This window comes from Cobetia marina (assembly GCF_001720485.1).
Taxonomy (GTDB): Bacteria; Pseudomonadota; Gammaproteobacteria; order Pseudomonadales; family Halomonadaceae; genus Cobetia; species Cobetia marina.
Window position 1 is genome coordinate 2,901,567 of the sequence record NZ_CP017114.1, and the last position, 26,196, is coordinate 2,927,762.

General features: G+C 64.1%; 22 protein-coding genes. 3 read left to right on the forward strand and 19 right to left on the reverse strand.

All coding sequences use genetic code 11. From position 1 onward, the window contains the following. Window positions 1-93: 93 nt before the first annotated feature. The 7 genes from hflX to BFX80_RS12230 form a co-directional block, all read right to left on the reverse strand. Entirely contained in the window at window positions 94-1,464 is a 1,371-nt protein-coding gene (gene hflX, locus BFX80_RS12200; RefSeq protein WP_065392482.1) for a ribosome rescue GTPase HflX, read from the reverse strand. Window positions 1,465-1,479: 15 nt separating this feature from the next. Continuing rightward, the gene (hfq, locus tag BFX80_RS12205; protein WP_065392483.1) at window positions 1,480-1,728 is read right to left on the reverse strand and encodes an RNA chaperone Hfq; all 249 of its coding nucleotides are present in this window, start codon (window positions 1,726-1,728) and stop codon (window positions 1,480-1,482) included. 115 nt (window positions 1,729-1,843) lie between these two features. Beyond that, window positions 1,844-2,827 carry a tRNA (adenosine(37)-N6)-dimethylallyltransferase MiaA gene (gene miaA / locus BFX80_RS12210; RefSeq protein ID WP_374700393.1) on the reverse strand — a complete coding sequence of 328 codons (984 nt, stop codon included), beginning with the start codon at window positions 2,825-2,827 and terminating at the stop codon, window positions 1,844-1,846. Between the two features lie 60 nt (window positions 2,828-2,887). Continuing rightward, a complete protein-coding gene (mutL, locus tag BFX80_RS12215; protein ID WP_084209055.1) occupies window positions 2,888-5,164 on the reverse strand; it encodes a DNA mismatch repair endonuclease MutL in 2,277 nt (758 codons plus the stop codon). Between the two features lie 195 nt (window positions 5,165-5,359). Next, the gene (locus BFX80_RS12220) at window positions 5,360-6,769 is read right to left on the reverse strand and encodes an N-acetylmuramoyl-L-alanine amidase (protein WP_084209056.1); all 1,410 of its coding nucleotides are present in this window, start codon (window positions 6,767-6,769) and stop codon (window positions 5,360-5,362) included. Between the two features lie 167 nt (window positions 6,770-6,936). Beyond that, window positions 6,937-7,422 (reverse strand): tRNA (adenosine(37)-N6)-threonylcarbamoyltransferase complex ATPase subunit type 1 TsaE, encoded by a 486-nt coding sequence (gene tsaE, locus BFX80_RS12225; RefSeq protein WP_084209057.1) that lies wholly within the window; start codon window positions 7,420-7,422, stop codon window positions 6,937-6,939. Then, on the reverse strand, window positions 7,403-9,199 hold the full coding sequence (locus tag BFX80_RS12230; RefSeq protein WP_167593037.1) for an NAD(P)H-hydrate dehydratase: 1,797 nt from the start codon (window positions 9,197-9,199) through the stop codon (window positions 7,403-7,405). Before BFX80_RS12230 ends, tsaE begins: the two co-directional genes overlap by 20 nt. Window positions 9,200-9,520: 321 nt before the next feature. Here BFX80_RS12230 and queG point away from each other — a divergent pair, with 321 nt between their 5' ends. Then, window positions 9,521-10,591 carry a tRNA epoxyqueuosine(34) reductase QueG gene (gene queG / locus BFX80_RS12235; RefSeq protein ID WP_127736861.1) on the forward strand — a complete coding sequence of 357 codons (1,071 nt, stop codon included), beginning with the start codon at window positions 9,521-9,523 and terminating at the stop codon, window positions 10,589-10,591. A gap of 19 nt (window positions 10,592-10,610) precedes the next feature. Here the strand turns inward: queG and orn are convergent, their stop codons facing one another. Next, entirely contained in the window at window positions 10,611-11,183 is a 573-nt protein-coding gene (gene orn / locus BFX80_RS12240) for an oligoribonuclease (protein ID WP_084209058.1), read from the reverse strand. Between the two features lie 183 nt (window positions 11,184-11,366). On the opposite strand from orn, the gene rsgA reads away from it, so the two are divergent. Continuing rightward, window positions 11,367-12,377 (forward strand): small ribosomal subunit biogenesis GTPase RsgA, encoded by a 1,011-nt coding sequence (rsgA, locus tag BFX80_RS12245; RefSeq protein ID WP_077372474.1) that lies wholly within the window; start codon window positions 11,367-11,369, stop codon window positions 12,375-12,377. Between the two features lie 128 nt (window positions 12,378-12,505). On the opposite strand, the gene pepN is transcribed toward rsgA, so the two are convergent. From pepN to BFX80_RS12275, 6 genes are all read right to left on the reverse strand, one after another. Further along, window positions 12,506-15,157 carry an aminopeptidase N gene (gene pepN / locus BFX80_RS12250; RefSeq protein ID WP_084209059.1) on the reverse strand — a complete coding sequence of 884 codons (2,652 nt, stop codon included), beginning with the start codon at window positions 15,155-15,157 and terminating at the stop codon, window positions 12,506-12,508. A 127-nt stretch (window positions 15,158-15,284) separates the two neighbouring features. After that, complete coding sequence (locus BFX80_RS12255; RefSeq protein ID WP_240499564.1) at window positions 15,285-15,755, reverse strand: YbaN family protein; 471 nt, start codon at window positions 15,753-15,755, stop codon at window positions 15,285-15,287. A gap of 173 nt (window positions 15,756-15,928) precedes the next feature. Then, window positions 15,929-17,080, reverse strand: coding sequence for a glycerate kinase (locus BFX80_RS12260; protein WP_084209775.1), 1,152 nt, complete (start codon window positions 17,078-17,080; stop codon window positions 15,929-15,931). Between the two features lie 316 nt (window positions 17,081-17,396). Next, window positions 17,397-18,239 (reverse strand): CvfB family protein, encoded by an 843-nt coding sequence (locus BFX80_RS12265; RefSeq protein ID WP_077372464.1) that lies wholly within the window; start codon window positions 18,237-18,239, stop codon window positions 17,397-17,399. Window positions 18,240-18,489: 250 nt separating this feature from the next. After that, complete coding sequence (locus tag BFX80_RS12270) at window positions 18,490-18,978, reverse strand: YajQ family cyclic di-GMP-binding protein (protein WP_077372461.1); 489 nt, start codon at window positions 18,976-18,978, stop codon at window positions 18,490-18,492. Window positions 18,979-19,056: 78 nt separating this feature from the next. Continuing rightward, window positions 19,057-19,683 carry a GNAT family N-acetyltransferase gene (locus tag BFX80_RS12275; protein ID WP_084209061.1) on the reverse strand — a complete coding sequence of 209 codons (627 nt, stop codon included), beginning with the start codon at window positions 19,681-19,683 and terminating at the stop codon, window positions 19,057-19,059. Window positions 19,684-19,903: 220 nt separating this feature from the next. Between BFX80_RS12275 and BFX80_RS12280 the strand changes: the two genes are divergently transcribed. Next, window positions 19,904-21,457 carry a RimK family protein gene (locus BFX80_RS12280; RefSeq protein WP_084209062.1) on the forward strand — a complete coding sequence of 518 codons (1,554 nt, stop codon included), beginning with the start codon at window positions 19,904-19,906 and terminating at the stop codon, window positions 21,455-21,457. A gap of 164 nt (window positions 21,458-21,621) precedes the next feature. On the opposite strand, the gene BFX80_RS12285 is transcribed toward BFX80_RS12280, so the two are convergent. The 5 genes from BFX80_RS12285 to BFX80_RS12305 all read right to left on the reverse strand — a co-directional run bounded on the left by BFX80_RS12285 (window position 21,622) and on the right by BFX80_RS12305 (window position 26,119). Next, on the reverse strand, window positions 21,622-22,569 hold the full coding sequence (locus BFX80_RS12285) for a DUF2797 domain-containing protein (protein WP_240499565.1): 948 nt from the start codon (window positions 22,567-22,569) through the stop codon (window positions 21,622-21,624). Next, on the reverse strand, window positions 22,557-22,835 hold the full coding sequence (locus BFX80_RS12290) for a YeaC family protein (RefSeq protein ID WP_084209063.1): 279 nt from the start codon (window positions 22,833-22,835) through the stop codon (window positions 22,557-22,559). Before BFX80_RS12290 ends, BFX80_RS12285 begins: the two co-directional genes overlap by 13 nt. A 108-nt stretch (window positions 22,836-22,943) precedes the next feature. After that, entirely contained in the window at window positions 22,944-23,834 is an 891-nt protein-coding gene (locus BFX80_RS12295; RefSeq protein ID WP_157109490.1) for a rhomboid family intramembrane serine protease, read from the reverse strand. Between the two features lie 316 nt (window positions 23,835-24,150). Beyond that, window positions 24,151-25,218, reverse strand: a complete 1,068-nt coding sequence (locus BFX80_RS12300; RefSeq protein ID WP_084209065.1) for a metallophosphoesterase — start codon at window positions 25,216-25,218, stop codon at window positions 24,151-24,153. 16 nt (window positions 25,219-25,234) lie between these two features. Further along, window positions 25,235-26,119 carry an NAD(+) kinase gene (locus BFX80_RS12305; protein ID WP_077372443.1) on the reverse strand — a complete coding sequence of 295 codons (885 nt, stop codon included), beginning with the start codon at window positions 26,117-26,119 and terminating at the stop codon, window positions 25,235-25,237. Between the last annotated feature and the right edge of the window lie 77 nt (window positions 26,120-26,196).

The following is a 26,196-nucleotide window of genomic DNA, read 5'->3' on the forward strand; positions in this document are numbered from 1 at the left end:
CACGTCGAATGCCTGTTGCTCGCTGCACGTCACTATCCGTGCAAGGGCATCTGCATCAGGTACCTGCAGACGCCAGATGACGCAATCACTGCGTCAGGACTTGTGCGTCACCGAGAGGCGATGCTTCTCGGCGCGCTCGGCAGACAGCTCACGCTGCCAGGCCTCACGATCATCATGCTCGCCCCCGAGGTAGGCCTCGGGAGATTCCCCAAGATGCGACAACAGCTGGAGAAAGTCGCGCTTCTCGAGACGAATGTCCATCAACGCATTGCCCTGCTCGTCATACGCTTCACTCTTGACGGCATCCAGCTCATGCAGACCGGCACGCAGGCGTGACTTCTCCGGCCCCAGCGTCAGACGGGTCGAGATGACATTGTCTGACAGCAGCTCGGAGAAGGCCTGCATCAGCAGATCCAGCCCCTTGCCGTCACGCGCCGACAACCATACGACCAGCGGACGCCCGAAGCCGTCGCGCTCGATGCGCGGCGCCATGTCGAGGCGATCGACCTTGTTCATGACCAGCAGGCGTGGCACGTCACCGGCCTCAATCTCGTTGAGCACCTCGTTGACCTGCTCGGTATTGCGATCATTTTCCGGGTCAGCCGCATCGATGACGTGCACCAGCAGGTCCGCCTCGGCGGCTTCCTGCAGGGTGGCCTGGAACGCTTCCACCAGCTTGTGCGGCAGGTGCCGAATGAAGCCGACGGTATCCGCAAGCACCGCAGGGCCCACGTCTTCCAGCTCCAGACGGCGCAGCGTCGGGTCGAGCGTGGCGAACAGCTGATCCGCCGCATAGACCTCAGAGGTGGTCAGCGCATTGAACAGCGTCGACTTGCCGGCGTTGGTATAGCCGACCAGTGACAGGCTGGGGATCTCGGCACGTGCCCGAGCACGGCGGTTCTGATCGCGCTGCTTGTGCACCTTCTCGAGCCGCTTGTGGATCGACTTGATCCGGGCACGCAGCAGACGACGGTCAGTCTCGAGCTGGGTTTCCCCCGGGCCACGCAGACCGATACCGCCCTTCTGACGCTCAAGGTGGGTCCAGCCACGCACCAGGCGGGTGGACATGTACTCGAGCTGAGCGAGCTCCACCTGCAGCTTGCCCTCGTGGGTACGCGCGCGCTGGGCAAAGATGTCGAGGATCAGACCGGTACGGTCGATCACGCGACACTGGAGCGAACCTTCAAGGTTGCGCTGCTGGGAAGGGCTCAATGAATGGTTGAAGATCACAAGCTCGGCTTGGTGCTCGGCCAGGGCCTCACGCACTTCCTCAAGCTTGCCTTCTCCGATGAACGTACGGGAGTCAGGGCGGGGCCGGCTACCCTCGATGAGGGTGGCCGGCACGGCGCCTGCCGAACGTACGAGTTCGAGGAGCTCACCGGCATCCTCGCGTTCTTTTTCGTCCCGGAAATTGACATGGACCAGGACGGCCGTTTCACCGGCTTCGGGTCGTTCGAAGAACAATCAGCGCCTCGGATTTCAGCTTTCTGTGGAGGGCACGGTCGCATCCTGGGCCGGCAGGCGCACATTGCGCGAGGGCACCACGGTTGAGATAGCGTGCTTGTAAACCATCTGGGAGACGGTATTGCGCAGCAGGATGACGAATTGATCGAAGGATTCGATCTGGCCCTGCAGCTTGATGCCGTTGACCAGGAAGATCGAGACCGGAATACGTTCCTTGCGCAGGATGTTCAGGTACGGGTCCTGGAGTGATTGACCTTTGGACATGTGACTCTCCGTAAAAAATGTCTCGTTCGAGGCAAGTATGGTTATGTTCGCCAGCGCTCCGGGTTGCCCTCTTTGGGGGGCTTCACGGGCGCGGGTCGTGACAGCTCATGTTACGCTAAGTGCTGGTCTGGCGCACGATTTTCAAGGTTTCACTGTAAGGATTTACACCCATGGAATCCACGTGGTGAATCCCCTTCCAGCTACGCAGCCAGGTCAATTGACGCTTGGCGAGCTGGCGGGTGGCAATGATGCCACGCTCACGCATCTCGTCACGCGTCAGATGCCCCTCCAGATAATCCCACACCTGACGATAGCCGACACAGCGTATCGAGGGCAGCCCGGGGTGCAGCTCCGGGCGAGCCTTCAGCGCTTCGACCTCGCCAATCAGGCCCTGTTCCAGCATCTGGTCAAAACGCGTCTCGATACGTTCATGTAACACGGCTCTGTCATGGGGCGCCAGTGCGATCGGGATCGGCCGGAACGGAAGCTCGGCTTCCGGCTGCTCCGCGAGCAGCTCCGTCATCGAGCGCCCGCTCAACAGACAGACTTCCAGCGCACGTGTCAGACGCTGCGGGTCCGAGGGCCGGATCCTCTCGGCGCTCGCCGGATCCAGCCTGGCAAGCTGCGCATGCAGCGCCGGCAGCCCTTCGTCTCTGGCGCGTGCTTCCAGCTGTTCACGCAGCGCGGGATCCGCCGCCGGCAGCTCCGCCACACCTTCCAGCAGCCGCTTGAAGTACATCATGGTGCCGCCGACCAGCAGCGGCATCTTGCCGCGGGACTGGATCTCGGCGATATGCGCCAGTGCATCGCGACGAAACTCCGCTGCCGAATAGCTCTCCAGCGGGTCCAGGAAGTCAATCAACCGGTGCGGCGCCCGCGCCAGCTCTTCGGCGCTGGGCTTGGCGGTCCCGATGTCCATGCCACGATAGATCAGCGCGGAATCGACGCTCACCAGCTCCGCCCCCTGCTCCTCGTGCCAGCGGATGGCCAGGTCCGTCTTGCCGGAGGCTGTCGGCCCCATCAACAGCATGACGGGCGGTTTGTCAGCCATCTCATGCGCGGCACGGGGGGAAATGTCGGGGGATTGCGTCTGGGTCATGACCTATTGTCTGGGCTAGGAGGTGAATCAAGGGTGAACCACTGTCGATACCGGGCAGACTTACTGCCCGCGCAGGAACAGCTTGTCGAGTTCATTCATGGAAAGTTCGGTCCAGGTAGGACGGCCATGATTGCACTGACCGGAGCGCTCGGTGCGCTCCATGTCTCGCAGCAGGGCATTCATCTCGGGGACCGTCAGACGACGATTGGCCCGCACGCTGCCCCGACAGGCCATGTCCGCGAGCAGCTCATTCATGTGAGCTTCCATGCGATCGCTGCGGCCGTAACGCTCGAGATCCTCCAGCATGCCGCGCACCAGTGGCTCGACATCGGCATTGCCGAGCACCACCGGCACCTGTCGCACCAGCAGGGTTTCCGGTCCGGCGGCGTCCAGCTCGACACCCAGACGCGTGAATGCCTCGGATTCGCGCTCGAAGGTACCCATCTCGCGCGAACTGACGGCAAGTGACACCGGCACCAGCAGCGGCTGGGCCTCCAGATGACCGCCGCCATGCACATGGCGCTTCATGCGCTCGTAGGTGATGCGCTCATGGGCGGCGTGCATGTCGACCATCACCAGTCCACGCGAGGTCTGCGACAGGATGTAGACCCCGTGCAGCTGCGCGATGGCGTAGCCCAGCGGTGGCGTATCATCCTCGGCGCTCTGGGCTGGCAGGCCACGCATCACGATGTCAGAGGCGACAGGCGTGGGGCCGTCAGCGGACACATTCTCTGCCGGGACTCCCGACGATGGCTCCGCTGACGGTGCCGAGACCTGCCAACCGGCGGAAGATTCGCTGATACCGGCCGGTGCGTCATCCTCACCTTGGCGCATCCCTTCGCCCAGGGTGACACGCGGGGCGCGTCGCGCCTCGCGCTCGGCACTGGCGATGGCGGCAAGGTCGCGAGCAGCGCCATGCTCAAGCGTCGTGCCCGCTGGCCCGCCACCCGGCGTCAGCAGATGGTCTTCGCTGGGATGCAACGCACGATAGCCGGCCATGAACTGACGCACCCGCTCAGCACTCAGGCGCTCGCTGGAGCGGCCATCTCCGGCCGGCGGCAGCTGTGACGATGGCTTCCAGGACGCGGCAGCGCCTGACGGCTCACCTGCAGCGGCTGACTGATCCTTCCCGGCCGACGCACCACCACCAGGGGATGACTGCGCTGACGCACCATGCTCCTGCGCATCCTGCTCCTGACGCCCGAGACGCATGCCCTGCTGCTGCCAGCCGGGATCCTCCTCCTTCTCCTGGCCCTCGATACCGGTGGGCGCGGCGCTGTTGTCACCGGGGCGCACCTCGGCCAGTGCCTTGTGCAGGCTGGAGAACAGGAAGTCGTGCACCAGGCGTCCGTCGCGGAAGCGCACTTCGTGCTTGGTGGGGTGAACGTTGACATCCACCACCGTGGGGTCCAGCTCCAGATAGAGCACGAACACCGGATGCCGGCCGTGGAACAGCACGTCGCGATAGGCCTGACGCACGGCATGCGCGACCAGACGGTCACGCACCACGCGGCCATTGACGAAGAAATACTGCTGGTCCGCCTGGGCACGCGAATGCGTCGGCAAGCCGACCCAGCCGGAGAGACGCAAGCCGGAGGCCTCGATATCCAGATGCAGCGCATGCTCGAGGAAGTTGCGGCCCAGCAGTGCGCCGATCCGTCGCTCCACCGTCAGCGTGTCCTCGCCGGCACGCAGCTGATGCACCACCTTCTGGTTGTGGCGCAACGTCCAGCCGATGTCGTGACGCGACAGCGCGAGACGCCGGAAGCTTTCCTCGACATGGCCGAATTCGGTCTTCTCGGTACGCATGAACTTGCGACGCGCCGGCGTATTGAAGAACAGGTCACGCACGGCCACGCTGGTGCCACGCGGATGGGGCGCCGGCGAGACACGCGGCGACATCTCACGGCCTTCCGCCACCACCCGCCAGCCATTGGCGGGCTCATCTGAGACGTTCGAGAACAGCTCCAAGCGCGAGACCGAGCTGATCGAGGCCAATGCCTCCCCTCGAAAGCCGAGACTCGCCACTCCTTCCAGGTCATCAAGGCTCTCGATCTTGCTGGTCGCGTGACGTGACAGGGCCAGCGGCAGATCCTCCTCGGTGATGCCGCAGCCGTTGTCACGCACGCGAATCAGCCGCGCACCGCCGCCTTCCAGTTCCAACTCGATGCGCGTACTGCCGGCATCGATGGCGTTCTCGACCAGCTCCTTGACCACGGAGGCCGGTCGCTCCACCACCTCGCCCGCCGCGATCTGGTTGGCAAGACGCGGATTGAGGATGCGGATACGCCGCTCACGTGTTTCAGCGACATCCGTATCAGATGGCTCGACGGACATGGAAGAACTCCTGATTATGCATGCGTAGAGGGCGTCTCTCTGAAAACGACACTGCCCGCCGACCCGGCCTCTCCGTGCGGCGAGCACGCAAGAGCCGGGGCTGCGGACAGTCGACGGGCTTCATGCCCGGTGGATAGCGTGCTCGGGCCGCCACGCCCGCCTGCCGCCACATCGAAGGAACAGGCGGCCTGACACTCAGCCGCGCGGAATCTTGAGCACCTGACCGACGCGGACCGTGTCCCCGCTCATGCCATTGGCCTGCTTCAGCGCGGCCATGCTCACGTTGTGACGCTGTGCGACTTCCGACAGCGTATCGCCACTCTTGACGCGATACTCGCCACCGTTGCCGCCTCGTGCCTGGCTGCGTCGCCATGCCAGCAGGCTGGCAGGCGGCGGATTGCGCTCGAAGTGACTCTGGATACCCGAGAAGATCGAGCGCGCCAGCTTTTCCTGATAGGCGCCACTGTTGAGGTTGCGCTCTTCCTGGGGATTGGAGATGAAGCCCGTCTCCACCAGCAGAGACGGGATGTCCGGCGACTTGAGCACCACGAACCCGGCCTGCTCCACCTGACGCTTGTGCAGCGAGTTGATGCGGCCCAGATTGGCCAGCACGCCGCTGCCTGCCGCCAATGAATCATTGAGCGTGGCGGTCATGGTCAGATCCAGCAGCACGCCGCGCAGCATCTCATCCTTGTCATTCAGGCTGAGGTTGCCATCCACGCCGCCGATCAGGTCAGCACGGTTCTCGGTGGCCGCCAGCCAGCGGGCGGTCTCTGAGGTGGCGCCTCGGCTGGAAAGCGCAAAGACCGAGCTGCCATGCGGCCGCGGACTGTTGAAGGCGTCGGCGTGCACCGAGACGAAGAAGTCTGCCTTCTGCTCACGCGCGATCTCGGTACGCTTGCGCAGCGGGATGTAGTAATCGCTGTTGCGGGTCAGGATGGCCTTGAAGCCGGGCTGCTCGTCGAACATGCGCTTGAGACGCTTGCCGATCTTGAGCACCACATCCTTCTCCTTGGTGCCGCTCGGGCCGCTGGCGCCCGGGTCCTCACCGCCGTGACCGGGGTCAATGGCGATGATGATATCGCGCTTGGGATGCGTCGCCGCCTTGCTGCTCGGCAGCGGCGCGGCAGGCTCGCCCTTCAGCTTGCGCTTGGCTGCCGCCTGCTCCTGCTCGCGGATACGGGCTTCGATCGGGTCAATGGGATTCTCGACCGCAGACTCGCCCGGGAACTCGAGATCCACCACCAGACGGTTGCCGTACTTGTCGTTCGGCGCCAGCGTGAAGTCCTTGGGATTGACCTGGCGCGTCAGATCCAGCACGACCCGCAGGGCATCGTCCTGTCGTCCGGTACGGATCGCCTTGATGGCACTGCCTTCCAGATCCAGCGCATCGAGCTTGCGCTTCACCGCGTTGCTGGCCACCTCGCTTGCCGCGAGGTCGATCACCAGACGCCGAGGATTGTCGAGGCTGAAGATGTTGGCACTGGCTGCGCTATCGAGATCGAACACCAGCCGCGTGTGGTCCGGCGCGGTCCACAACCGCAGATTCTCGACCTTGGCGGCCAGCGCCTGGGGAGCGAGCGCGAGACTTGCCAGCGAGCACATCACCCCCCCGCCAGGCAGCGACGTAGACCGCGCATCATGCGCAGGCGAGAGGATTGGGGCGCAGTTTCAGGCATCGGAAAGGGTGACTCGAACAGAAGGAACATGGATGAATATAGCGAAGGATGACCAGACGCAGCCACGAAGATGATACGGCACGTCAGGCGCCATCATGCCTGAGAGGCGCGTCGCTCGGCCAGTGCCTCAAGCCAACCCTCTCCTCGCGGTGTGAGGGCATGCAACTCGGCCTCGCGGCCCTGCTCGGCGACGGACAACGTCACGCGCAGGTCCGGCACCGGCAGGAAGCCCTGACCACAGCTTGGCCACTCGATCAGCGCCAGGCTGCCATCGGCAAGCAGGTCTCGCCCGCCGATGAACTCAAGCTCCTCCGGGTCAGCCAGCCGGTAGAGATCGAAATGATTGATGTGCCATTCGCCGCCCTCGGGACGTGGCAACACATAGGGCTCCACCAGGGTATAGGTCGGACTCTTCACCGCCCCCTCATGCCCGTAGGCACGAAGCACGCCACGCGTGAGAGTCGTCTTGCCGGCCCCCAGCTCACCTTCCAGGAACACCAGCCCGCGGCCGGCAAGGACGTCGCCCAGCTGGCTGCCAAAGGCAACCTGGGCATTTTCATCAGACAGGAGTATGCGCATTTCGGGCCCGTGGATTGAGCAATAAATGCATATAGGATGCCAGATCACCCGCGAGCAGGCCACGCTCGCCGCGCTCCTGCACCGCACGGTCGGCGGCCAAGGCGTGCACCAGCACGCCGACCCGTGCCGCCTGCGCCATGCAACGCGTGACATGCGCCGCCTGTGCCGTGCCCTGCTCATGGGTGCGTGACTGGCGTGCATCGAAGCCACCATTGAGCGCCTGGGCCGCCAGCCCCGCGATGATGCCGCCCAGCACGTCCCCCATGCCGCCACTGGCCATGCCGGGATTGCCATAGGGACACAGCGCCACGTCTGGCCCTTCCAGTACGCCGGCGGGACTGGCAATCAGACTGCCGGCCCCCTTGAGCACTACACTGCCGCCATATCTTTGCTGCAGGGCGCGCACGGCGCCGGGCCGGTCCTGCTCGACCTGTGCCACGGAGCAGCCCAGCAGGCGCGCCGCCTCTCCAGGATGTGGCGTCAACACCCAATCGTCACGACGGATCACCTCACCTTCACCGGCTCGCCAGGCCAGCAGGCTCAGGGCGTCGGCATCCACCACCAGCGGCTGATCGGCCGCGAGCACGCGAGACAGTCCTCCCCAGCCCCACAACAGGCTCTCCAGCGGCTCCGTCCCCATGCCGGGGCCGACCAGTGTCACGCTGGCCTGTGCCATCTGGGCTTCCAGTACGGCAAACCCGTCGTGACTGCTGCCCTCCGGCCCGCTCTTGAGACCACGCACCATGACTTCCGGGCAGCGTGTCAGGCTGGCGCTGACATGCGCCGGCGCGGTAAGCAGCGCCACCTTGCCGGCACCGGCACGCGCGGCGGCTTCACTGGCCAGCAGAACGGAGCCGCCAAGCCCCGGCCCGCCGCCAAAGACCAGCACGCTGCCGGCATCCCCCTTGTGCGCCAGCGGAGAGCGCGGCACCAGCTCGGTCTCCAGCCAGCGCGGCGTGAGGCGCTGCACGGACTCGCACGCCAGCAACGCTGCCGTTCGGGTCTGCTTGACCACCTCCGGCAGCACCCGAGCCGCACCAAGCCGCGCCAGACTGACGTGTCCGGCATGCAGCTCGGCGCGCCCGGTGTGCAGACCCGGCTTGTCGACCAGAAATGTCAGCGTGACATCCGCCTCCACGGCGACACCGGCCACCGCCCCCGTGGCGGCATCAAGCCCCGAGGGCACATCCAGCGCCATGACATGCGCGCCCTCCCGGTGACGTTGGTTGATCAGCTCGATGGCGTGGGCGACCGCGCCGCGGGGCGCCTCGCGCAGACCGATACCGGTCAGGGCGTCCAGCAGCAATGGCCAGCCCTTCACCAATGATTCTGCCGTGGCGGTATCTTGTGGCCAGGGGTGACGCTCGACCCCGGCTTCCCGCGCGGCAATCGCGGCCAGCTGGGCATCGCCCGTCAATTGCGCCTCATCCTTCAAAGCGATGATGCGCACCTCGAACCCCGCCAGCTGAGCGAGACGCGCCACCAGATAGCCGTCGCCCGCATTGTTGCCGCCACCACACAGGACACACAATCTGCGCGTCTCGGGCCATCGCTGCCGCAGCAGGTCGAAGGCTGACTGCGCCGCCCGCCCCATCAGACGCTTGTCCACCGACGCTTCAGGCAAGCCGTTGGTCATCGAGACGGTCTCTTCCGCCAGCAGCCAATGCTCGAGGTCACGCAGCGCCGCGATGGGCCACAGGCAATTGACCGAACGCCACAAGGCTTGAGTGGCGGATGAGACCGGCGTCACATCGCAGGGGTTAGAGGAATCGCTCACGGCCATGCCCACACTCCATGTCTGATAAACTGAGTCGTGCCCGCGCCTGGAAAAGCGACGCTGCACGCCTTGAAATACTGGGTAGCGCACACCCCATATGCCGCTTGGGCTGATCGGCAAGTTACGCTAAGGTGGCGCCCTTTCGTACGCACCGCCGACTCCACCGTGAGACGCCAGCGTGCACCATGCTCCTGAACAACCTGTCCAGCTGGAATGCCCATGCCTGCTTCATCCGCCACCATGTCCCTGCCCGCCGACGCAGCCGCAAGCTCTCCCGCCGAGACATCCGGTGATGACTCGCGCGTCGCCGACCCTCAGGCCATGGCGGAACTGGCAGCCCGCATCAAGACATGGGGGCGCGAACTGGGGTTTCAGCAGGTCGGGATCACCGATGTCGACCTCTCGGAACACGAGGCCTACCTGGAACGTTGGCTGGCCAATGGTCATCACGGCGAGATGAACTTCATGGCCAAGCACGGCACCAGGCGCACGCGCCCGGAGGAGCTAGTGCCCGGCACGCTGCGCGTCATCAGCGTGCGCCTCGACTACCTGCCGCCCGAGGTCGAGACCACCCAGGTACTCAGTCAGCCCGAGCGCGCCTACGTCTCACGCTACGCGCTGGGACGCGATTACCACAAGCTGATGCGCAAGCGGCTGGCCAACCTGGCCAAGCAGATAGAGAAGGAAGTCGGCACGTTCGGCTACCGCGCCTTCGTCGACTCCGCTCCGGTCATGGAGCGCGCGCTGGCCCAGAAGGCCGGTATCGGCTGGTTCGGCAAGAACGCCATGCTGATGAACCAGCAGGCTGGCTGCCTGTTCTTCCTGGGCGAACTCTACACCGACCTGCCTCTGCCGGTGGATGCCCCCTTCGAGAAGGAACACTGTGGCAGCTGCAACGCCTGCAAGGTCGCCTGCCCGACGGATGCCATCGTCGAGGACAAGGTCATCGATGCACGCCGCTGCATCTCCTACCTGACCATCGAGCTGGATGGCGCCATCCCCGAAGAATTCCGCCGTGCCATGGGCAACCGCATCTATGGCTGCGACGACTGCCAGCTGTTCTGCCCCTTCACGCGCTTTGCCAAGGCGACCCAGGAGGCGGATTTCTCGCCACGCCATGATCTGGATCGCATCGAGCTGATCCGGCTGTTCTGCTGGGGGGAGCAGGAGTTCCTCGACAAGACGCAAGGCAGCCCCATCCGGCGTATCGGCTATGAGAAGTGGCTCTCCAACATCGCCATCGGGCTGGGCAATGCGCCCTGGTCGGAGCAGGTCGAGCATGTCCTGCGTGCCCGCCTGCCCTATCCCAGCGAGCCACTGCGCGAGCACGTGCGCTGGGCACTGAAGGAGCAAGCCATCAAGCGCGGCGCCCGTCTGGCCACCGCGCTCTGAGACTCTCACGCTGCGTCGTTCAGACGATGCCCTGCTGGGTCAGCTTGAGGAAGGTTTTGCGGTAATGCGCAAGCTCCGCCAGTGACTCGCGGATATCATCCATCGCCTGGTGAGTCGCCCGCTTCTTGAAACCGTCCAGCGCGGCCGGATTCCAGCGCTTGGCGAGTTCCTTGAGGGTCGAGACATCGATGTTGCGGTAGTGGAAGAACGCTTCCAGCAACGGCATCTCATGCTGCAGGAAACGGCGGTCCTGATGCACGCTGTTGCCGCACATCGGCGAGGCGCCTGCCGCCACGTGGCGGGCCAGGAACTCGAGAGTCTGACGTTCGGCTTCGGCGGTATCGATTTGACTTTCCTTGACGCGCGTCACCAGTCCGGACTCACCGTGGGTGCGCGTGTTCCACTCATCCATCGCCTCCAGCAGGCTGTCCGGCTGATGCACGGCCAGCACCGGCCCTTCGGCAATCAGGTTGAGATCTCCGTCGGTGACCAGCGTGGCCACCTCGATGATGCGCTCACGCGCGGGGTCCAGCCCGGTCATTTCCAGGTCGATCCAGATGAGTCGATCGGCCTGCGCGGTGGGATTTGCCATGGGTCACTCCTTGCTGAACGGGGAATGGGAAGACGCTGAGGATCCGCCTGTGACGGCAGTATCACACGCCATCCCGGGGTGCCGCACGACACCCGAGGGCGCAAAGGGTACAATCGCGCCGCAGAGGGGGGAAGACGCTCCCATCCCTGGCGAACGAACGGCGACCGGAGTCACCAGCCAAGCATGAGCAAACGCAAGCTAAGCCGCCAGCAACAATGGCGCATCGAGAAGGTCCAGGCCGAGCGTACCAAGCGCGCAGAAAAGCGCGAGACGCAGGACCGCGACAAGCTCGACGCCGGCGAATACGGCCCGGAACAGCACGGCCGTGTCATTGCCCACTACGGGCGCAGCCTGGAAGTCGAAAGTGAATCCGGCAGCCTGCATCGCTGCCACCTGCGCGCCAACCTGGAGACGCTGGTCACCGGTGACCGCGTGATCTGGCGTGAAGCCAGCGACGCCACGGGTGTGGTGGTGGCACGCGGTGCCCGCACTACCGAGCTTGAACGCCCGGACATGCGGGGGGTGCTCAAGCCGGTGGCCGCCAACATCGACCAGATCATGATCGTGTTCGCCGCCGAACCCGCGCCACAACCCAACCTGATCGACCGCTACCTGATCGCTGCGGAAGCCACCGGCATCACGCCGGTGCTGGTGCTCAACAAGGTTGACCTCCTGCCCGAGAGCGGTGGTGTGCTGCGTGACCTGCTGGCACGCTACGAGGCACTCGGCTACGACGTCGTCGCCTGTACCACGCGCGGCGAGGCAGGCCTGGACGCCCTGAAGGCACAGCTGAGCGATCGCACCTCGGTGTTCGTCGGTCAGAGTGGCGTCGGCAAGTCGTCACTGGTCGGCATGCTGCTGCCCCGAGAAGAGATACGTGTCGGCCCGCTCTCCACCGAATCACGCCAGGGCATGCACACCACCACCACGGCCTGGCTCTATCACATGCCGGACGGCGGTGATCTGATCGACTCACCCGGTATCCGTGAATTCGGCCTGGTGCACCTGACGCCGGAGCAGGTCACCGATGGTTTCCGTGAATTCCACGACTACCTGGGGCTATGCCGCTTCCGTGACTGCAAGCACGAGAAGGAGCCGGGCTGCGCCCTGCTCCAGGCGGTCGACAGCGGCGAGATAGGCCGCGTGCGCTTTGACAGCTACAAGAAGATCCTGCTGTCACTGACCGAGAGCTGAACGTGCGCGACTGACGCCTTTCTTCAAGGTCTGGTTCGCAAGCACCATGAAAAACCCCCACCCGTCACAGACGGGTGGGGGGTTTTCATGTCAGTCGAACTGACGGGGCGAGGACGTGATCCGGCGGATCAGGCCAGCGCCTTCTCCACGACCTCGTAGAGATTGCGCGACAGCTTCTCGCCACGGATACGCTCGAGCTCAGCCTTCATCAGCGCCTGACGCTTGGCATCGAAACGCTTGTAGCGCGTCAGCGGCGTGATGATGCGCGCCGCGATTTCCGGATTCAGGCGATTGAGTTCGATGACCACATCCGCCAGCAGGCGATAGCCTTCGCCATCGAGGCGATGGAAGTTGACACGGTTCTGGCCGGCGAAGGCACCGATCAAGGCGCGCACCTTGTTGGGGTTGGTCAGCGAGAACGCCGGGTGCTCCATCAGGAAGCGCACGCGATCCAGCACGTCAGCCTGCGGGCGCGTGACCTGGATCGAGAACCACTGATCCATCACCAGCGGATCATGCGACCAGCGCTCGGCGAAGGCCTTGAGGGCCGGATCGCCCAACTCGGTGCGCGAGGAGTGCACCAGCAACGTCAATGCCGCGCGTACGTCGGTCATGTTGTGCGCCGCGGCCAGCTGAGCCTGGGCCAGACGCACGCCCTCCTCGTCCTCGATGCTCATCAGATAGCTGAGCGCGGCATTCTTGAGGCTGCGGCGCGCCATCTGCTCGAAGGTCGGCGCGTAGTCGCCCTGCTGCTCATTGGCGTGATAGAGCGCGACGAAATCATCGCGCAGTGCCGTGGCCAGTTGCGCCTTGGCGGTCTTGCGCGCCCAGTGGATGGCATCGACATCGACGACAGTCTGCTGCTCGGCGATATAGGCCTCCGACGGCAGGGTCAGCATCTCGGCCAGCACGGCACGATCGGACGGCTCGCTCTGGAGCAGGAAGCGATAGGCGGCCAGCAGACGCGCATCGAGTGATGCCTGGGTGTCGCCCTGCTGCCAGGCGGCCATCAGATCCTCGAGCGCTGCCAGCGCCAGACGCTGACCGGCATCCCAGCGGTTGAAGCCATCGCTGTCATGCTGCATCAGGAAGGCCAGCTGCTCACGGCTGTAGGCGAAGGACAGCTTGACCGGCGCCGAGAAGCCGCGCAGCAGCGACGGCACGGGGTCGGCACCGGCCTCGAGGCCAGTGAAGACGAAGGTCTGCTCGGCCTCGGTCAGCTCCAGCACCGTTTCCGTGCCCAGCGCCTCGCCATCCAGCGTGAGCGACAGATCACTGCCATCCGCACCCACCAGGCCCATGCGCACCGGGATCACCAGCGGCAGCTTCTCAGCCTGCCCCGGTGTCGCCGGGGTGGACTGCTGCAGCGTCAGGGAATAGCGGCCCGTCTCGGCATCGAAGTTGCCACGGGCGCTGATTTCCGGCGTCCCCGCCTGAGAGTACCAGCGCATGAACTGGGTGAAGTCACGCCCGGAGGCTTCGCTCATCGCACTGATGAAATCCTCGATGGTGGCGGCGCTGCCATCGTTGCGCGCGAAGTAGAGGTCACTGCCGCGGCGGAAGGCCTCTTCGCCCAGCAGGTTGGCGACCATGCGCACCACTTCGGACCCCTTCTCGTAGATGGTCAGGGTGTAGAAGTTGGAAATCTCGATATAGGACGCCGGGCGCACCGGGTGCGCGGTGGGACCGGCATCTTCCGCGAACTGCGCGGTGCGCAGCATGGCGACGTCTTCGATGCGCTTGACCGGCGCCGAATTCATGTCGGCGGAGAAGGTCTGGTCACGATAGACGGTGAAGCCTTCCTTCAGGGACAGCTGGAACCAGTCACGGCAGGTGACGCGATTGCCGGACCAGTTGTGGAAGTACTCGTGTGCCACCACCCCTTCGACGCGCTGGAAGGCAGCGTCGGTGGTGGTGTCGGGATTTGCCAGCACACAGGCGCTGTTGAAGATGTTGAGACCCTTGTTCTCCATCGCGCCCATGTTGAAGTCATTGACCGCGACGATCATGAAGATATCGAGGTCATACTCGCGCCCATAGACCTCCTCATCCCACTTCATGGAGGCCTTGAGAGAGTTCATGGCGTGCTGGGTCTTGTCGAGATTCTCCGGCTCGACCCAGATCTCCAGGGCGACATCACGCCCGCTCATGGTGGTGAAGCTGTCGGCATGCTTGACCAGATCCCCCGCCACCAGCGCGAACAGGTAGCACGGCTTGAGGTGCGGGTCCTGCCAGGTGACGAAGTGACGGCCGCCGTCCAACTCGCCACGCTCGACGGGATTGCCGTTGGAGAGCAGGATCGGGTAGTTCGCCTTGTCCGCGATGACGGTCGTCGTGAATACCGACATCACGTCCGGACGATCCGGGTAATAGGTGATACGGCGGAAGCCCTCGGCCTCGCACTGGGTGCAGAACATGCCGGAGGACACATAGAGCCCTTCCAGTGCCGTGTTGGCCGCCGGGTCGATCAGCACGACCGTCTCGAGCTCACAGCTGGCCGGCAGCGCCGCGAGGGTGAGATGCGTCTCGTCGACCTTGTATTCATCACTGGCGAGCGCTCGCCCATCGACACGCACGGATTCCAGCGTCAGGTGCTCGCCATTGAGCACCAGCGGCGGCGTCGCGTCACTGCCCACGGCGGCATCGGGATTGGCCTCGAGGGTCAGCACGGCCGTCACGCGGGTCGCGGACGGCGCCAGATCGAACGTCAACCGAGTGCTGAGAATGCGCCAGGCCGGCGCTTGATAATCATCAAGATGAATGGCGGCAGGTTGTGACATGAAGGACTCCACGATCAACGCCGCGCGGACGATGCCACACGGCAGGAAAACATCGGGCAGCGATGGCAGCCTGCCACCGCGCCCGCGATGAATGGCCCCTCACGGGAGGGGCAGGACACGCGAAAGACTAGTCGTTCTGCAGGCGTTCGCCGCTGACGGGTCGGGAAGGCTCATCGTAGGGCTCGGCCGGGGAAGGCGCAGGCGCGAGTTCCTCGTATCCCCCGCGCGGCTCGGGGCGCGTGCCCAGCCAGATGGCCAACAGGGAAAGGAAGACCAGCAGCGAGACCTTGACCGCCATCACGGAGACGGTGAAGAGGATAATCAGCATCGAGACCATCAGCATGCCGACCGCCAGGATGCGTGCACGCAGCGGGATGGCACGCTCGCGCTCCCAGGAGATCAGGGGAGGCCCGATCTGGGGGTGTTCGCGAATGTAGCGCGCGAAGCGAGGGGAGCCGCGACTGGCACAGGCCAGCGCCAGCAGCATGAAGACGGTCGTCGGCAACAGGGGCAGGAACATGCCGGCAAACCCGATCGCGAAGAACAGCCAGGCCAGCCCCAGCCAGCAGATCCGCTTCATGCGCCGAAAAATCATCATCTCAAGGTCCCCTCAACCATCGGGCGCACACCGCGTGCCACCTGCTACCAGTCAAGCGCCAGATGCCTCCCGAGGGAAGTGCATTCTGGCTATCTTTCCCATAGCTGCTGCGTGCATGGTAACGGGCTTGCCCGTGACACGAAAGGCGAACGGGGTTGCGGTGCAGGCGACATTCAGTCGCTGTGCGCCACCTGCCAGAGGCGCATGATGGCTTCACAGCGGTCCGCCAGCAGTTCAGCGGTGCGCGTCAGGGCCTGCTCCAGCGGCATGGCAGCGTCACACAGGGTGAAGACGGCGCTGACGCCTTCGTCATGCGCAGCCTGCCAGCCATCCGCGAGACGCCCTGCCAGCACGATGGCCGGCACTCCGGCCGCTCGGGCGGCACGCGCCGCGCCGATGGGCGTCTTGCCTCCCAGACTCTGCCCATCCAGCCCGCCCTCGCCGGTGATCAGCAGGTCACACCCTTCCAGGCGCTGGGCCACGTTCAGTCGTTCCATCACAAGCTCGATGCCCGGGCGCAGCTCCCCCGTGAGCCAGGCCGCCACTGCGTAGCCCATGCCGCCTGCGGCACCGGTGCCCGGCAGCTGCTGGTGGTCCTCCCCCAGCACCTCGGCACTCATCCGCGCGAAACGCCCCAGCGCGACGTCCAGTTCCTCGACCACCGCCTCATCCGCGCCCTTCTGGGGCCCGAACACGGCCGTCGCGCCACGCGGACCACACAGCGGGTTGTCGACGTCCACCGCCGCGGACACCTTGAGAGTCGCCAGCCGCGGGTCCAGGCCACTGGCATCCAGCCGCGCCAGTCGTGCCATTGCCGCCCCTCCGTCCGGCAGTTCGTCACCCGCCTCATCCAGCAGGCGCAGACCGAGTGCACGCAACATGCCGCTGCCGCCATCGTTGGTCGCGCTGCCGCCCAGCGTGACGATTAGGCGCTCGGCACCGGCCTCCAGCGCAGCAAGCACCAGCTGTCCGACGCCGAAGGTACTGGCGATGCGCGCATCACGCTCATCGGGGCTGAGCAGGTGCAGACCACTGGCCTCGGCGAGCTCGACGATGGCCGTGCGGCTACCCGCTTGCCAGCCCCATTGCGCAGTGACCTCGCGCCCCAGCGGATCACGTACCTGAGCGCTGCGCGCCTCGATGGGATCTGCCTCGCTTGCAGCGGCCAACAGTGCCGCCAGGGTGCCCTCTCCGCCATCTCCCAACGGGCACAGGTCGAGCTCGGCCTCGGGCAATACGCGCCGGATGCCGCTCGCCATTGCCTCGGCAGCCTCCAGCGCAGGCAGCGCCTCCTTGTAGCTGTCAGGGGCCAGCAGGATACGCAACGCCGAACGAGAGGAGGAAGTGGTAACGGGAGACATGGGCTGACGATCCTTGTTGTCAATGGTGGGGATGATCTCAGGTGCTCCTGCGTGATCAGGCATGCGCTGGATGACGCCACGGCACGCTCGGCGCGTCATGGACACGCAGGGCGACTCATGGTCCGCAGGGTCCTGACGCTCATTGGTGCCATGCGCTGCCCACAAACGCAACTGCCACCCACCGGAGAACCGACGAGTGGCAGCGAAATTGCCGACGGGAAGCTTGTGATGCTGGCGCGGCAGAAGCCGCTCGGGCGATGCGCGACGCATCACCGGCGCCTCACTTGACCAGGCGCGTCTCGGTGGGGGCCAGTGTCACCTTGCCCTCGCGCTTCAGGTGGCCGATGGCACGCTTGAAGTTGGCCTTGCTGGCGCCGAAGGCGTCGCTGATGGCCTGGGGGTCGCTCTTGTCACCCAGCGGCAGCACCCCGGCGTTGGCTTCCAGACGTGCAAGGATGCGGTCCGCCAGCTGTTGATGGCCTGCAGGGCCCGGTGCCTGCGGGGTCAGGTCGATGTTGCCGTTGCCATCATTCTTGAGCACCCACAGACGCAGACGATTGCCGATATGCAGGCGGGTGAAGATGCGATCGTGGTGCACCAGCCCCCAATGGGCATTGTCGATGATGATCTTCATGCCCAATTCGGTCTTCGCCGCCACCAGGCCGGAGATTTCCTGACCGACGGTGTACTCGGCCGGTGTCTTGTCCAGCCAGCGATCCAGGCGCATCGACGCGACCATGCGATCGCTGTGCTTGTCGAGCCCCACGTGCACCATGGCGAATTGGCCCGCCTTGAGCTCACGCTTGCGCTCGCCGTAGGGCAGCAGCAGGTCCTTGCCCAGGCCATTGTCGAGGAAGGTGCCGATGTCGTTGACCTCGACCACCTTGAGGGCGGCGAACTCACCGACCATGGCGCGCGGATAGCGCGTGGTGGCCAGCAGGCGGTCTTCATCATCAAGACTCACGAAGACTTCCACCGCGTCACCGATATCGGCACCGGCAGGAATGAAGGGAGTCGGCAGCAGGATTTCACCGCGGTCACCGCCGTCGAGGAAGACGCCGAAGCCGACCCGCTTGGTGATGGTCAGGGTATTGCGCTGGCCGATAGCGAGCGGAGCAGACATGTAACCTCTCTTTGCGCAGCCCGACCCACCCGGGGCGAGCGTCACGCGAATATGACGAACGAAGATGGTGAAACGCTTTGAGAGCGCAGCGCCTGAAACGGGTACGTGACGCTTTCAAAGCGATTCAAACGAACACAGCACCGCTCGCCGAGAGCGAACGGTGCTGAGAGTGGCGCCCCTGACACTTGTCGACGACATTTGCCGCTGACAGCGGTCAGCCGTGACATGAGCGCCAGGCGCGCGAGGAAGATCAGTCGCGGAAGTTGTTGAACTGCAGCGGCAGCTCGATGCTCTCGTCACCTTTCAGCAAGGCCATGGCCCCCTGGAGATCATCACGCTTCTTGCCGGTGACGCGCACCTTCTCACCCTGGATCTGGGCCTGGACCTTGAGCTTGGCATCCTTGAGCGCCTTGACGATCTTCTTGGCGGTCGGCTGGTCCAGCCCCTGACGCAGCACCAGCTGCTGGCGGGCACGCACACCGCCGGTGTCGGCGTCCTTCTCTTCCAGGCAACGCACGTCGATGCCACGCGCGATCAGGCGACCCTTGAGCAGCTCGATCATCTGACGCAGCTGGAAATCGGCGTCGGCTTCCAGATTGACGGTCTCTTCCTTCTCGAGTTCGAAGCCGGCAGTCACGCCCTTGAAATCAAAGCGTGTCGCAAGTTCGCGATTGGCCTGATCGACGGCGTTCTGAACTTCGTGCTTGTCGAGTTCGGAGACAATATCGAATGACGGCATGGGAGCGATTCCTTTGAAGCCATGAAGAATAAACAGCGCATCCTAGCCCATGGGGGCGACGCGCGCCATGCCCGGCCGTCAGGCAGCGCCCGCATCTCCCCACGTCGAGATCCCCTCAGCCCTGATGTCGCTGCTGCTGGCGGGCGGGTTTGATGAGGGAATCACCAGTGACTTGCGCATCTTCCAGGCCGCCGCGCCGTCGGCGTAGTAATCGCGCAGGCGACCATTCCTGGCAAAGCCGTGGCGCTCATAGAGGGTGATCGCTGCACCGTTGCCGGTATGCACTTCCAGATCGAACTGCTCACAGCCCTGCTCGATGGCCAGCTGCTCGAGCGCGATGAGCAGACGCTGGGCGAGACCGCGTCCGCGCGCCTCGGGATGCAGACAGAAGGAATAGAGTCGTGCCCGGCGTGAATTGCGTCGGAACAGCACGGTGCCATAGCCCAACACGCTGCGCAGCGGGGTGGCGTCATCCTGCGCCACGCTGCCCGCCGGCCACAGTGCGGCCATCGCATTGCCTGCCGCCGGCAGGGCGTCCGGGCCATCGCCTTCTGGCTGGATGATGACGAGGGTGCGTGCATTGGCACGCAGAATCAGATGGGACAGCTGACGACGACTGAACCAGTCGCTATCGAAACTGACTTCCTCGAGCTCTACCAGAGCATCGAGATCGGCCCGGATCGCCGGACGCAGAATGGGGGTCATGATGCAGGCTCTCCCGCCTGTCAGCGCCCTGAGGCAGCCCTGAAATCAAGGTGTCGTGGGGCGGTAGCAATCCGCTGCATTCTGGGCATGCAGGCACGTCTTGTCTCGACCTATTTGCATGAAATTATTTCATCTTGTTGTCTATTGCGATGACGGAGATTGTTTTTCATGATGCGCTGCATTCGGCACCGCTTCGGTGCCCGCCCTTCGAGGCTACTCAATGTCCCGCCTGCGTATCGTGGTTGACCGTGTCAGTGACTGGCGCGCCTTCTATCCCAGTGATGATGTCATCAGCGCCCACGACTTTCTGTCCGAGCTCTCCCACGACAGCTCCGTGCCCACGGACCGGGCAGACCAGGACGCTCCGCAGCCCGCGACCCACGTCATCAATCTCTGCGGCGGGCTCGATTACCTCGGGATCGGCTATTACGTCTCGCTGCTGGCACAGGCGCGCGGACAGAAAGCCCTGCCGTCGGTGGAAACGCTCAACCAGCTGTCGCGCAAGTCACTGATCGACATGGAACTGGGCAGCATCCGTGTGCTGCTTGAGGAGCTGACGCGCAAGAGCGCCCTGCCCGCCCCGCAGACAGTCCCCCACGAGACCGGCAAGCATGCGCATCTCGACCTGCTGCTGACCTTCGGTGAGAGCGATGACCCCGCACTGGCACGTCTCGGTCGCAAGCTGTTCGAGCGACTGCCCTGCCCGTTGCTCGAGGTGCGACTCGAGGCGCGTGGCGAGCGCTGGACCCTCAGGCGAGTGCGCCCGCAATCCTTGAACCATCTGGCGGAAACGGACGAGGATCGCTTTGCCCAGGCGCTCAACCGCCATTCCCGCAAGGTCTGGCGCACCCCGAAGGCTCGCCGCCACTATCGTTTCGACCTGGCGATGCTGGTGGACCCGAATGAGGCACTGCCACCGTCCAATCGTACGGCGCTCAAGCACTTCATCCGCGAGGGACGCCGCCTGGGCATCGATGTCAGTCTGATCACCAAGCGTGACGAGGGACGTCTGGCCGAATTCGATGGGCTGTTCATCCGCGAGACCACAAGCCTGGACCACCATACCTACCGCATGGCCAAGCGAGCCGAACACGAAGGGCTGGTGGTGATCGACGACAGTCAGTCGATTCTGCGCTGTACCAACAAGGTCTTCCTGCATGAGCTCCTGAAGGCTCGCGGCCTCAGCGCCCCACAGGGGCGCCTGATTCATCGCGGCGAACTGCGCCAGCTGGCCGAACGCGGACAGCACATGCGCTATCCGCTGGTGATGAAGGTGCCGGATGGTGCCTTCTCGCGCGGCATCGTCAAGATTGACGGGCCGGAGACACTGGTGCGTGAAGCCGAGCGACTGTTCCATGACTCCGCTCTGCTGCTGCTGCAGGAATGGCTCCCAACCGAGTTCGACTGGCGTATCGGCGTGCTCGACGGCAAGGTGCTGTTCGCCAGCCGTTACTACATGGCGCGTGGCCATTGGCAGATCTATGACCACAGCGGCGCCCGCACCCGCTCCGGCGGCTTTGCCACCGTTGACCCGAGTGATGTGCCCCCCGCCGTGATCAAGGCGGCTCTCAAGGCGACACGTCTGATCGGTGATGGGCTCTATGGAGTTGACCTCAAACAGCTCGAGGATCGCGTGGTGGTCATCGAGGTCAATGACAACCCCAATCTGGATGCGGGGGTCGAGGATGTCGTGCTGGGACGCGAGCTCTACCACCGAGTGATGCAGGTCTTCCTGGAGCGCATGCAGGCGCGCCGCCAGCCCGTGCTCGGCTGAATCCCCCGGCTGAATCCCCCGGCTGAATCCGCTGGCTGAACCGCTCGGGCCGGCATCTTTCTTCGATATCCCCAGGCCATACGACAACGCCCGCACTCCTTGAAGGGAGCGCGGGCGTTGTCATCGTCATTAGCCTTGAGCTTATTTCGCAACACGGGACGATGTCATTCGCCGAGCTGGACCTCGACCTCATACCCCGTGAACTTGCGCAGATTGATCACCCCGCTGTCGAGGATCAGATACTGACCCTTGAGCCCTTCGAGAACGCCTTCCACCACGGGTGTCTTGTCGAAGTTGAACGAGGTGACCTTGGTCGGCGCGGTACGCACCGGAAACTCGAAGGCCAATGCCGTGGTATCCAGTACCCGGATGGCGTCTTCCCCGCAATGCGCCTGCAGCGCCGCCAGACCCTCGGCCATCTGCTCGAGCAGTGCATCACGCTCGGCTTCCAGATCCAGCTCGGCCACATCGCCCTTGAGCATCGCGCGCCAGTTGGTGCGGTCATTGAGTGCCTGCTTGAACAGCACCTCGACCAGCCCAGACTGCAGACGATTGGAGACCTCGACGATGGGCAAGGCCTGGATGGCACCCTGATCGAACCAGCGCGTCGGCATCTGGGTCTTGCGGGTGATACCGACCTTGAGGCCGGAGGAGTTGGCCAGGTAGACGATATGCGGCTGGAAGCAATGCTCCTCACCCCACTGAGGATCACGACAGGTTCCTTCCGCGAAGTGACAGGTCTCCGGCTTCATGATGCAGCCATCACACTGTGGCAGCTTGCGAAAGCAGGGATAGCAATGCCCCTGCGCGAAGCTCTTCTTGGTCTTGCGCCCGCAATGGCTGCAGTGGATCTGACCGGTGAAGTCCAGGCGTACCTTGTGGCCAATATAGGCGTTCAGCGGCTGGGTGATCTCGCCCAGTCGCAGGCCATAGCTGGCCGCCAGCGGCTCACGCGAGACTGACTGCGCATCCGCCGAGGTATCGATCGCAAGCGCCTCACCGGCAGGCACGATGGACATCTTGCGGATGTCCCCTTTCAGGGTCACCGACTCCACGGCGGGCTGAGGTGCGCCATCGACGTCCAGTGCATCATCCAGTGTCAGTTGACCCACTTGATCTGCTCCGGCTCATCGCGTGAAGCAGTGTCGTCACCGTCACGTGGACCGCAGGTACCGTTGTCGATGAAGCCGACACGTGACTCGGCAGGCACGTTGTTGTGGACCTCGTACTTGATGACGGCCTCCATGCACAGCTCGACCTGCTCCGAGGTCAGCACCCGGCCGTCCGGCCATTTGCGCAGCTGCATGGACTGCTTGAGGCTCTCGTAGATGGTCGGGGTCATCTGTTCGACCATCCCGTCGAAAGTCATGTCACTCATGGGGGTTCTCCTGATGCTGGAGCACGGCGCGGGGGCAGCGCCACGCGGGCAAAGTGACGCCACGCCGTGCAAAATGCGACCATTCTATCATTGTCATCCGCCTGGCTGTCATGACGTGGCGCCCGGCGCGCGGCGCGGCAGCACGAATCCCAGCACCAGCCCTGCCAGCAGCCCACCGAGATGCGCCTCATTGGCGATGGCCCCAAGGCCGATGGCACTCGATAACGGTGTCATGCACAGCACCAGATAGATCAACATGAAGATCATCAGCGAGCGCTGCATCTGATAGCCCAGCATCGGCCGTCGACGAGCCGCGATGAAGACATAGCCGATCACGGCGAAATCGATTCCCGAGAGCCCGCCAAACAGCACACTGCCGGTGGCGTACTGCGCCAGGTTGGCAGCCACCCCGCTCACCAGCACCACCAGCGCGAAGCGCCAGGCGCCATCGATGGCCTCGATCTGGCGCCCGAACACCCATAGCCACAGCAGATTGAAGACCAGATGCAGAATGCCGAAATGCATCAAGGAGGGTGACCACAGCCGCCACCACTCCCCCGCCAGTGTCGTGGACAACGGCGCCGGTGCAATGTGCTGACTGCCCACCAGCTCAAAGGGCACGATGGCCAGCCATTCGAACACCGCCGCCTGACCCAGCACGTACTGACAGAGTACGGTGAGGCAACAGGCGAGCCCGACCAGCCATGTCAGCGGAGTCTGTCTGACGAGCTGCCAGAGACCGCCCGATGCACCGCTTGAGAAACCCGACGCCTCCGTAGCCTCATCGCGCAGCGGCTCTCCGCGTGAGTGGCGCTCCAGCATCGCGATCACGCGGGGGAGCTGCTCGGGGTCCGCCAGCCACAGCATCTGACGCACCGCCTCCCCGTCAGGGGTCGAGACGCGCTCGGAGGTGATCTGGTGGCCGATCTTCTCCGCCCACAGCGCCTGACGCAGTGCGAGCGTATCGAAGGAGTCGTCTAAGGTCAGAACCTGGAACATGCAGTGTCCTTGCAGTGACAAGTCAGCGTGATGGCATCTCTCGACAGTAGCCCGACGTCGAGAGCGCCGATGGGCGGTCGGTGGCAGATCCAGCTGATGCCACTCTGGATAGGGACTTGTCTGGAGAGCCGCGGTGGGGGCGATGACAAACTGACAGGCATAAAAAAAGTCCGGTGGGGGGCACCGGACTGAGCAAGGGATCATTCAAGGGAACACTTACTCTGAGTCCGGGATGGCGCTTTGGTTCACTGGCTGCTTATTGAAAAAAACAATGGCGATGAGAAAAGGCCGGCAGGTATGACTATGACCCCGCACGCTATCCCCTCATCTCACCGCGCCCCGACAACTCCTCGGCCGGCAACTCTTCCGGCAGTGGACGACTCGAGGGTTCGCGCGGCACCGGCACCCAGACGAAATTGGCGGCATCCAGCGTCGCTTCGCCACTGAAGCGATAGGCGACCAGGCGACCGCACTTGACGGCGCTGTAATCGAGACAGGCGATATTGGTCGCCGGGAGCGCAGGCACGCCTTCACACCAGTAATGCCCCAGGAACAATGGCAATTGCTCTGGTCCGTAATACGGCAATTTCTCGAGCTCGCCCTCGCTCAACCAGCGCGACTCCAGCTCTCCCGGCAGATTGTCGGGCTGGAACACCACATCGCCATAGGTGCGAGGCTCGCGCGCCCAGAAATGCGCCCGGAAACTGCGGCGCGTGAAGCCATCCCCCGAGTGGATCTCGACGCCCTCCGGCAAGCGCAGACTGGTCCCCCGAGTCAGGCGATCCAGCACCCGATAGGCAAAGCTCGAGGGGTCGACGGAGTCCTGCAGGAAGGCTTCATCGATGCAGCCATCCGGAAAGCGCGCCAGAAACGGACGCACCAGCGCTTCATCCCAACAGGCGTGGACCACGCGCAGACCACTCTTGCCCTCTCCCAGCGACGGCAGTTCAAGACACAGTGGCATGCGCATGAACCAGCTCAATGCGTCATCCCACTCATCGGGATGATGCTGATACTGATCGAGCGTCTCGCGAATGATGCGATTGTGCCGCGAGGTATGCGGGCGCAGAAAATCACGGTGATCGCCACTCTCCCGCAGGCGTGCACGCCGACAATAGGCCAGCGCGTTGTATTCATGGTTGCCCATCACGATCAACGCCTCACCGGCTTCCACCATCCGGCTGGCCAACTGGACGGCCAGTCGGATACGAGGCCCACGATCGATGATGTCACCAAGAAAGATCACCTTGCGCGAGGCATGACGATACACGCCATCCTTCAGGTGATAGCCGAGCTTCTCCAGCAGCGCCGCCAGCGTGGCGCCACAGCCGTGCACATCACCGATCAGATCATAGCCATCCCGTGGCGCCACGAATGCGTTCATGCTGCTTGCCTTGATGTCATTCGCCGAGGCGGTTGCTCCAGCCGAGCTTGGTGCGACAGATCTCGAAATAGTTGTGCTCCAGCGGATGGATCAGCGTCAGACGTTCGCGCTTGCGACGAATCTTGAGCACATCGCCGGGCTTGGCCACGACCTGAGTCTGGCCATCGCAGCTGATGTGGGGATAGGTCGTGTTGCTGGCGCTGATGTGCAGGAGTATCTCGCTGGCCGCGTCGATCACGATCGGACGACTGGACAGCGTATGCGGGAACATCGGCACCAGCGTGATGGCCTCCAGGCGCGGGTGGACGATCGGCCCGCCGCCAGAGAGCGCATAGGCGGTCGAGCCGGTCGGAGTGGCCACGATCAAGCCATCGGAGCGCTGGGAATAGACGAACTGGCCATCGATGAACAGCTCGAACTCGATCATCCGCGCCGCCTTGCCAGGATGCAGCACGACATCGTTGAGGCCGTCCGCCGCACCTATCTTCTCGCCGTCCCGAAAGACTTCCGCCTCCAGCAGGAACCGCTGCTCACTGAGGTAGTCACCCTCGAGCACCTCGGCGACCTTTTCCTCCAGCTCATCTGGACGGATGTCGGTGAGAAAGCCCAGCCGGCCGCGATTGACGCCCAGTACCGGCGTGCCACTGCGACACAATGCACGCGCCGCGCCCAGCAGACTTCCATCACCGCCCACCACGATCACCAGATCACAGCGCTCGCCCATCTGACGACGGCTCGCCACCTCAAGGCCATGGTCAAGCAACAGCGTCGCCGTGCGCTCCTCGATGATCATCGCCAGCTGGCGAGCCTCAAGAAAGCGAATCAAGCGCTTGAGCGTGTCCACTACCTGAGCACTGCCCAGTCGACCAATCACGCCGATCGTATTGAATTGCTGCTTCATCACGCCTCCCGGGCTGTCATGCAGAACATTATGCGGACTCCCTTGACCAGCGGCAATGCACCTGCATTTTCCGTTGC

Bases quoted from the DNA above. Each gene is read 5' to 3' on its own strand.
- miaA (WP_374700393.1), bottom strand. From the start codon at position 2,827: ATGACCCAGACGCAATCCCCCGACATTTCCCCCCGTGCCGCGCATGAG.
- BFX80_RS12295 (WP_157109490.1), bottom strand. From the start codon at position 23,834: ATGTTCCAGGTTCTGACCTTAGACGACTCCTTCGATACGCTCGCACTG.
- queG (WP_127736861.1), top strand. From the start codon at position 9,521: ATGGCGGAACTGGCAGCCCGCATCAAGACATGGGGGCGCGAACTGGGG.
- mutL (WP_084209055.1), bottom strand. From the start codon at position 5,164: ATGTCCGTCGAGCCATCTGATACGGATGTCGCTGAAACACGTGAGCGG.
- BFX80_RS12220 (WP_084209056.1), bottom strand. From the start codon at position 6,769: ATGTGCTCGCTGGCAAGTCTCGCGCTCGCTCCCCAGGCGCTGGCCGCC.
- rsgA (WP_077372474.1), top strand. From the start codon at position 11,367: ATGAGCAAACGCAAGCTAAGCCGCCAGCAACAATGGCGCATCGAGAAG.
- hfq (WP_065392483.1), bottom strand. From the start codon at position 1,728: ATGTCCAAAGGTCAATCACTCCAGGACCCGTACCTGAACATCCTGCGC.
- BFX80_RS12300 (WP_084209065.1), bottom strand. From the start codon at position 25,218: ATGAACGCATTCGTGGCGCCACGGGATGGCTATGATCTGATCGGTGAT.
- BFX80_RS12265 (WP_077372464.1), bottom strand. From the start codon at position 18,239: ATGTCTGCTCCGCTCGCTATCGGCCAGCGCAATACCCTGACCATCACC.
- BFX80_RS12280 (WP_084209062.1), top strand. From the start codon at position 19,904: ATGTCCCGCCTGCGTATCGTGGTTGACCGTGTCAGTGACTGGCGCGCC.
- orn (WP_084209058.1), bottom strand. From the start codon at position 11,183: ATGGCAAATCCCACCGCGCAGGCCGATCGACTCATCTGGATCGACCTG.
- BFX80_RS12305 (WP_077372443.1), bottom strand. From the start codon at position 26,119: ATGAAGCAGCAATTCAATACGATCGGCGTGATTGGTCGACTGGGCAGT.
- pepN (WP_084209059.1), bottom strand. From the start codon at position 15,157: ATGTCACAACCTGCCGCCATTCATCTTGATGATTATCAAGCGCCGGCC.
- tsaE (WP_084209057.1), bottom strand. From the start codon at position 7,422: ATGCGCATACTCCTGTCTGATGAAAATGCCCAGGTTGCCTTTGGCAGC.
- BFX80_RS12290 (WP_084209063.1), bottom strand. From the start codon at position 22,835: ATGAGTGACATGACTTTCGACGGGATGGTCGAACAGATGACCCCGACC.
- BFX80_RS12270 (WP_077372461.1), bottom strand. From the start codon at position 18,978: ATGCCGTCATTCGATATTGTCTCCGAACTCGACAAGCACGAAGTTCAG.
- BFX80_RS12255 (WP_240499564.1), bottom strand. From the start codon at position 15,755: ATGATGATTTTTCGGCGCATGAAGCGGATCTGCTGGCTGGGGCTGGCC.
- BFX80_RS12275 (WP_084209061.1), bottom strand. From the start codon at position 19,683: ATGACCCCCATTCTGCGTCCGGCGATCCGGGCCGATCTCGATGCTCTG.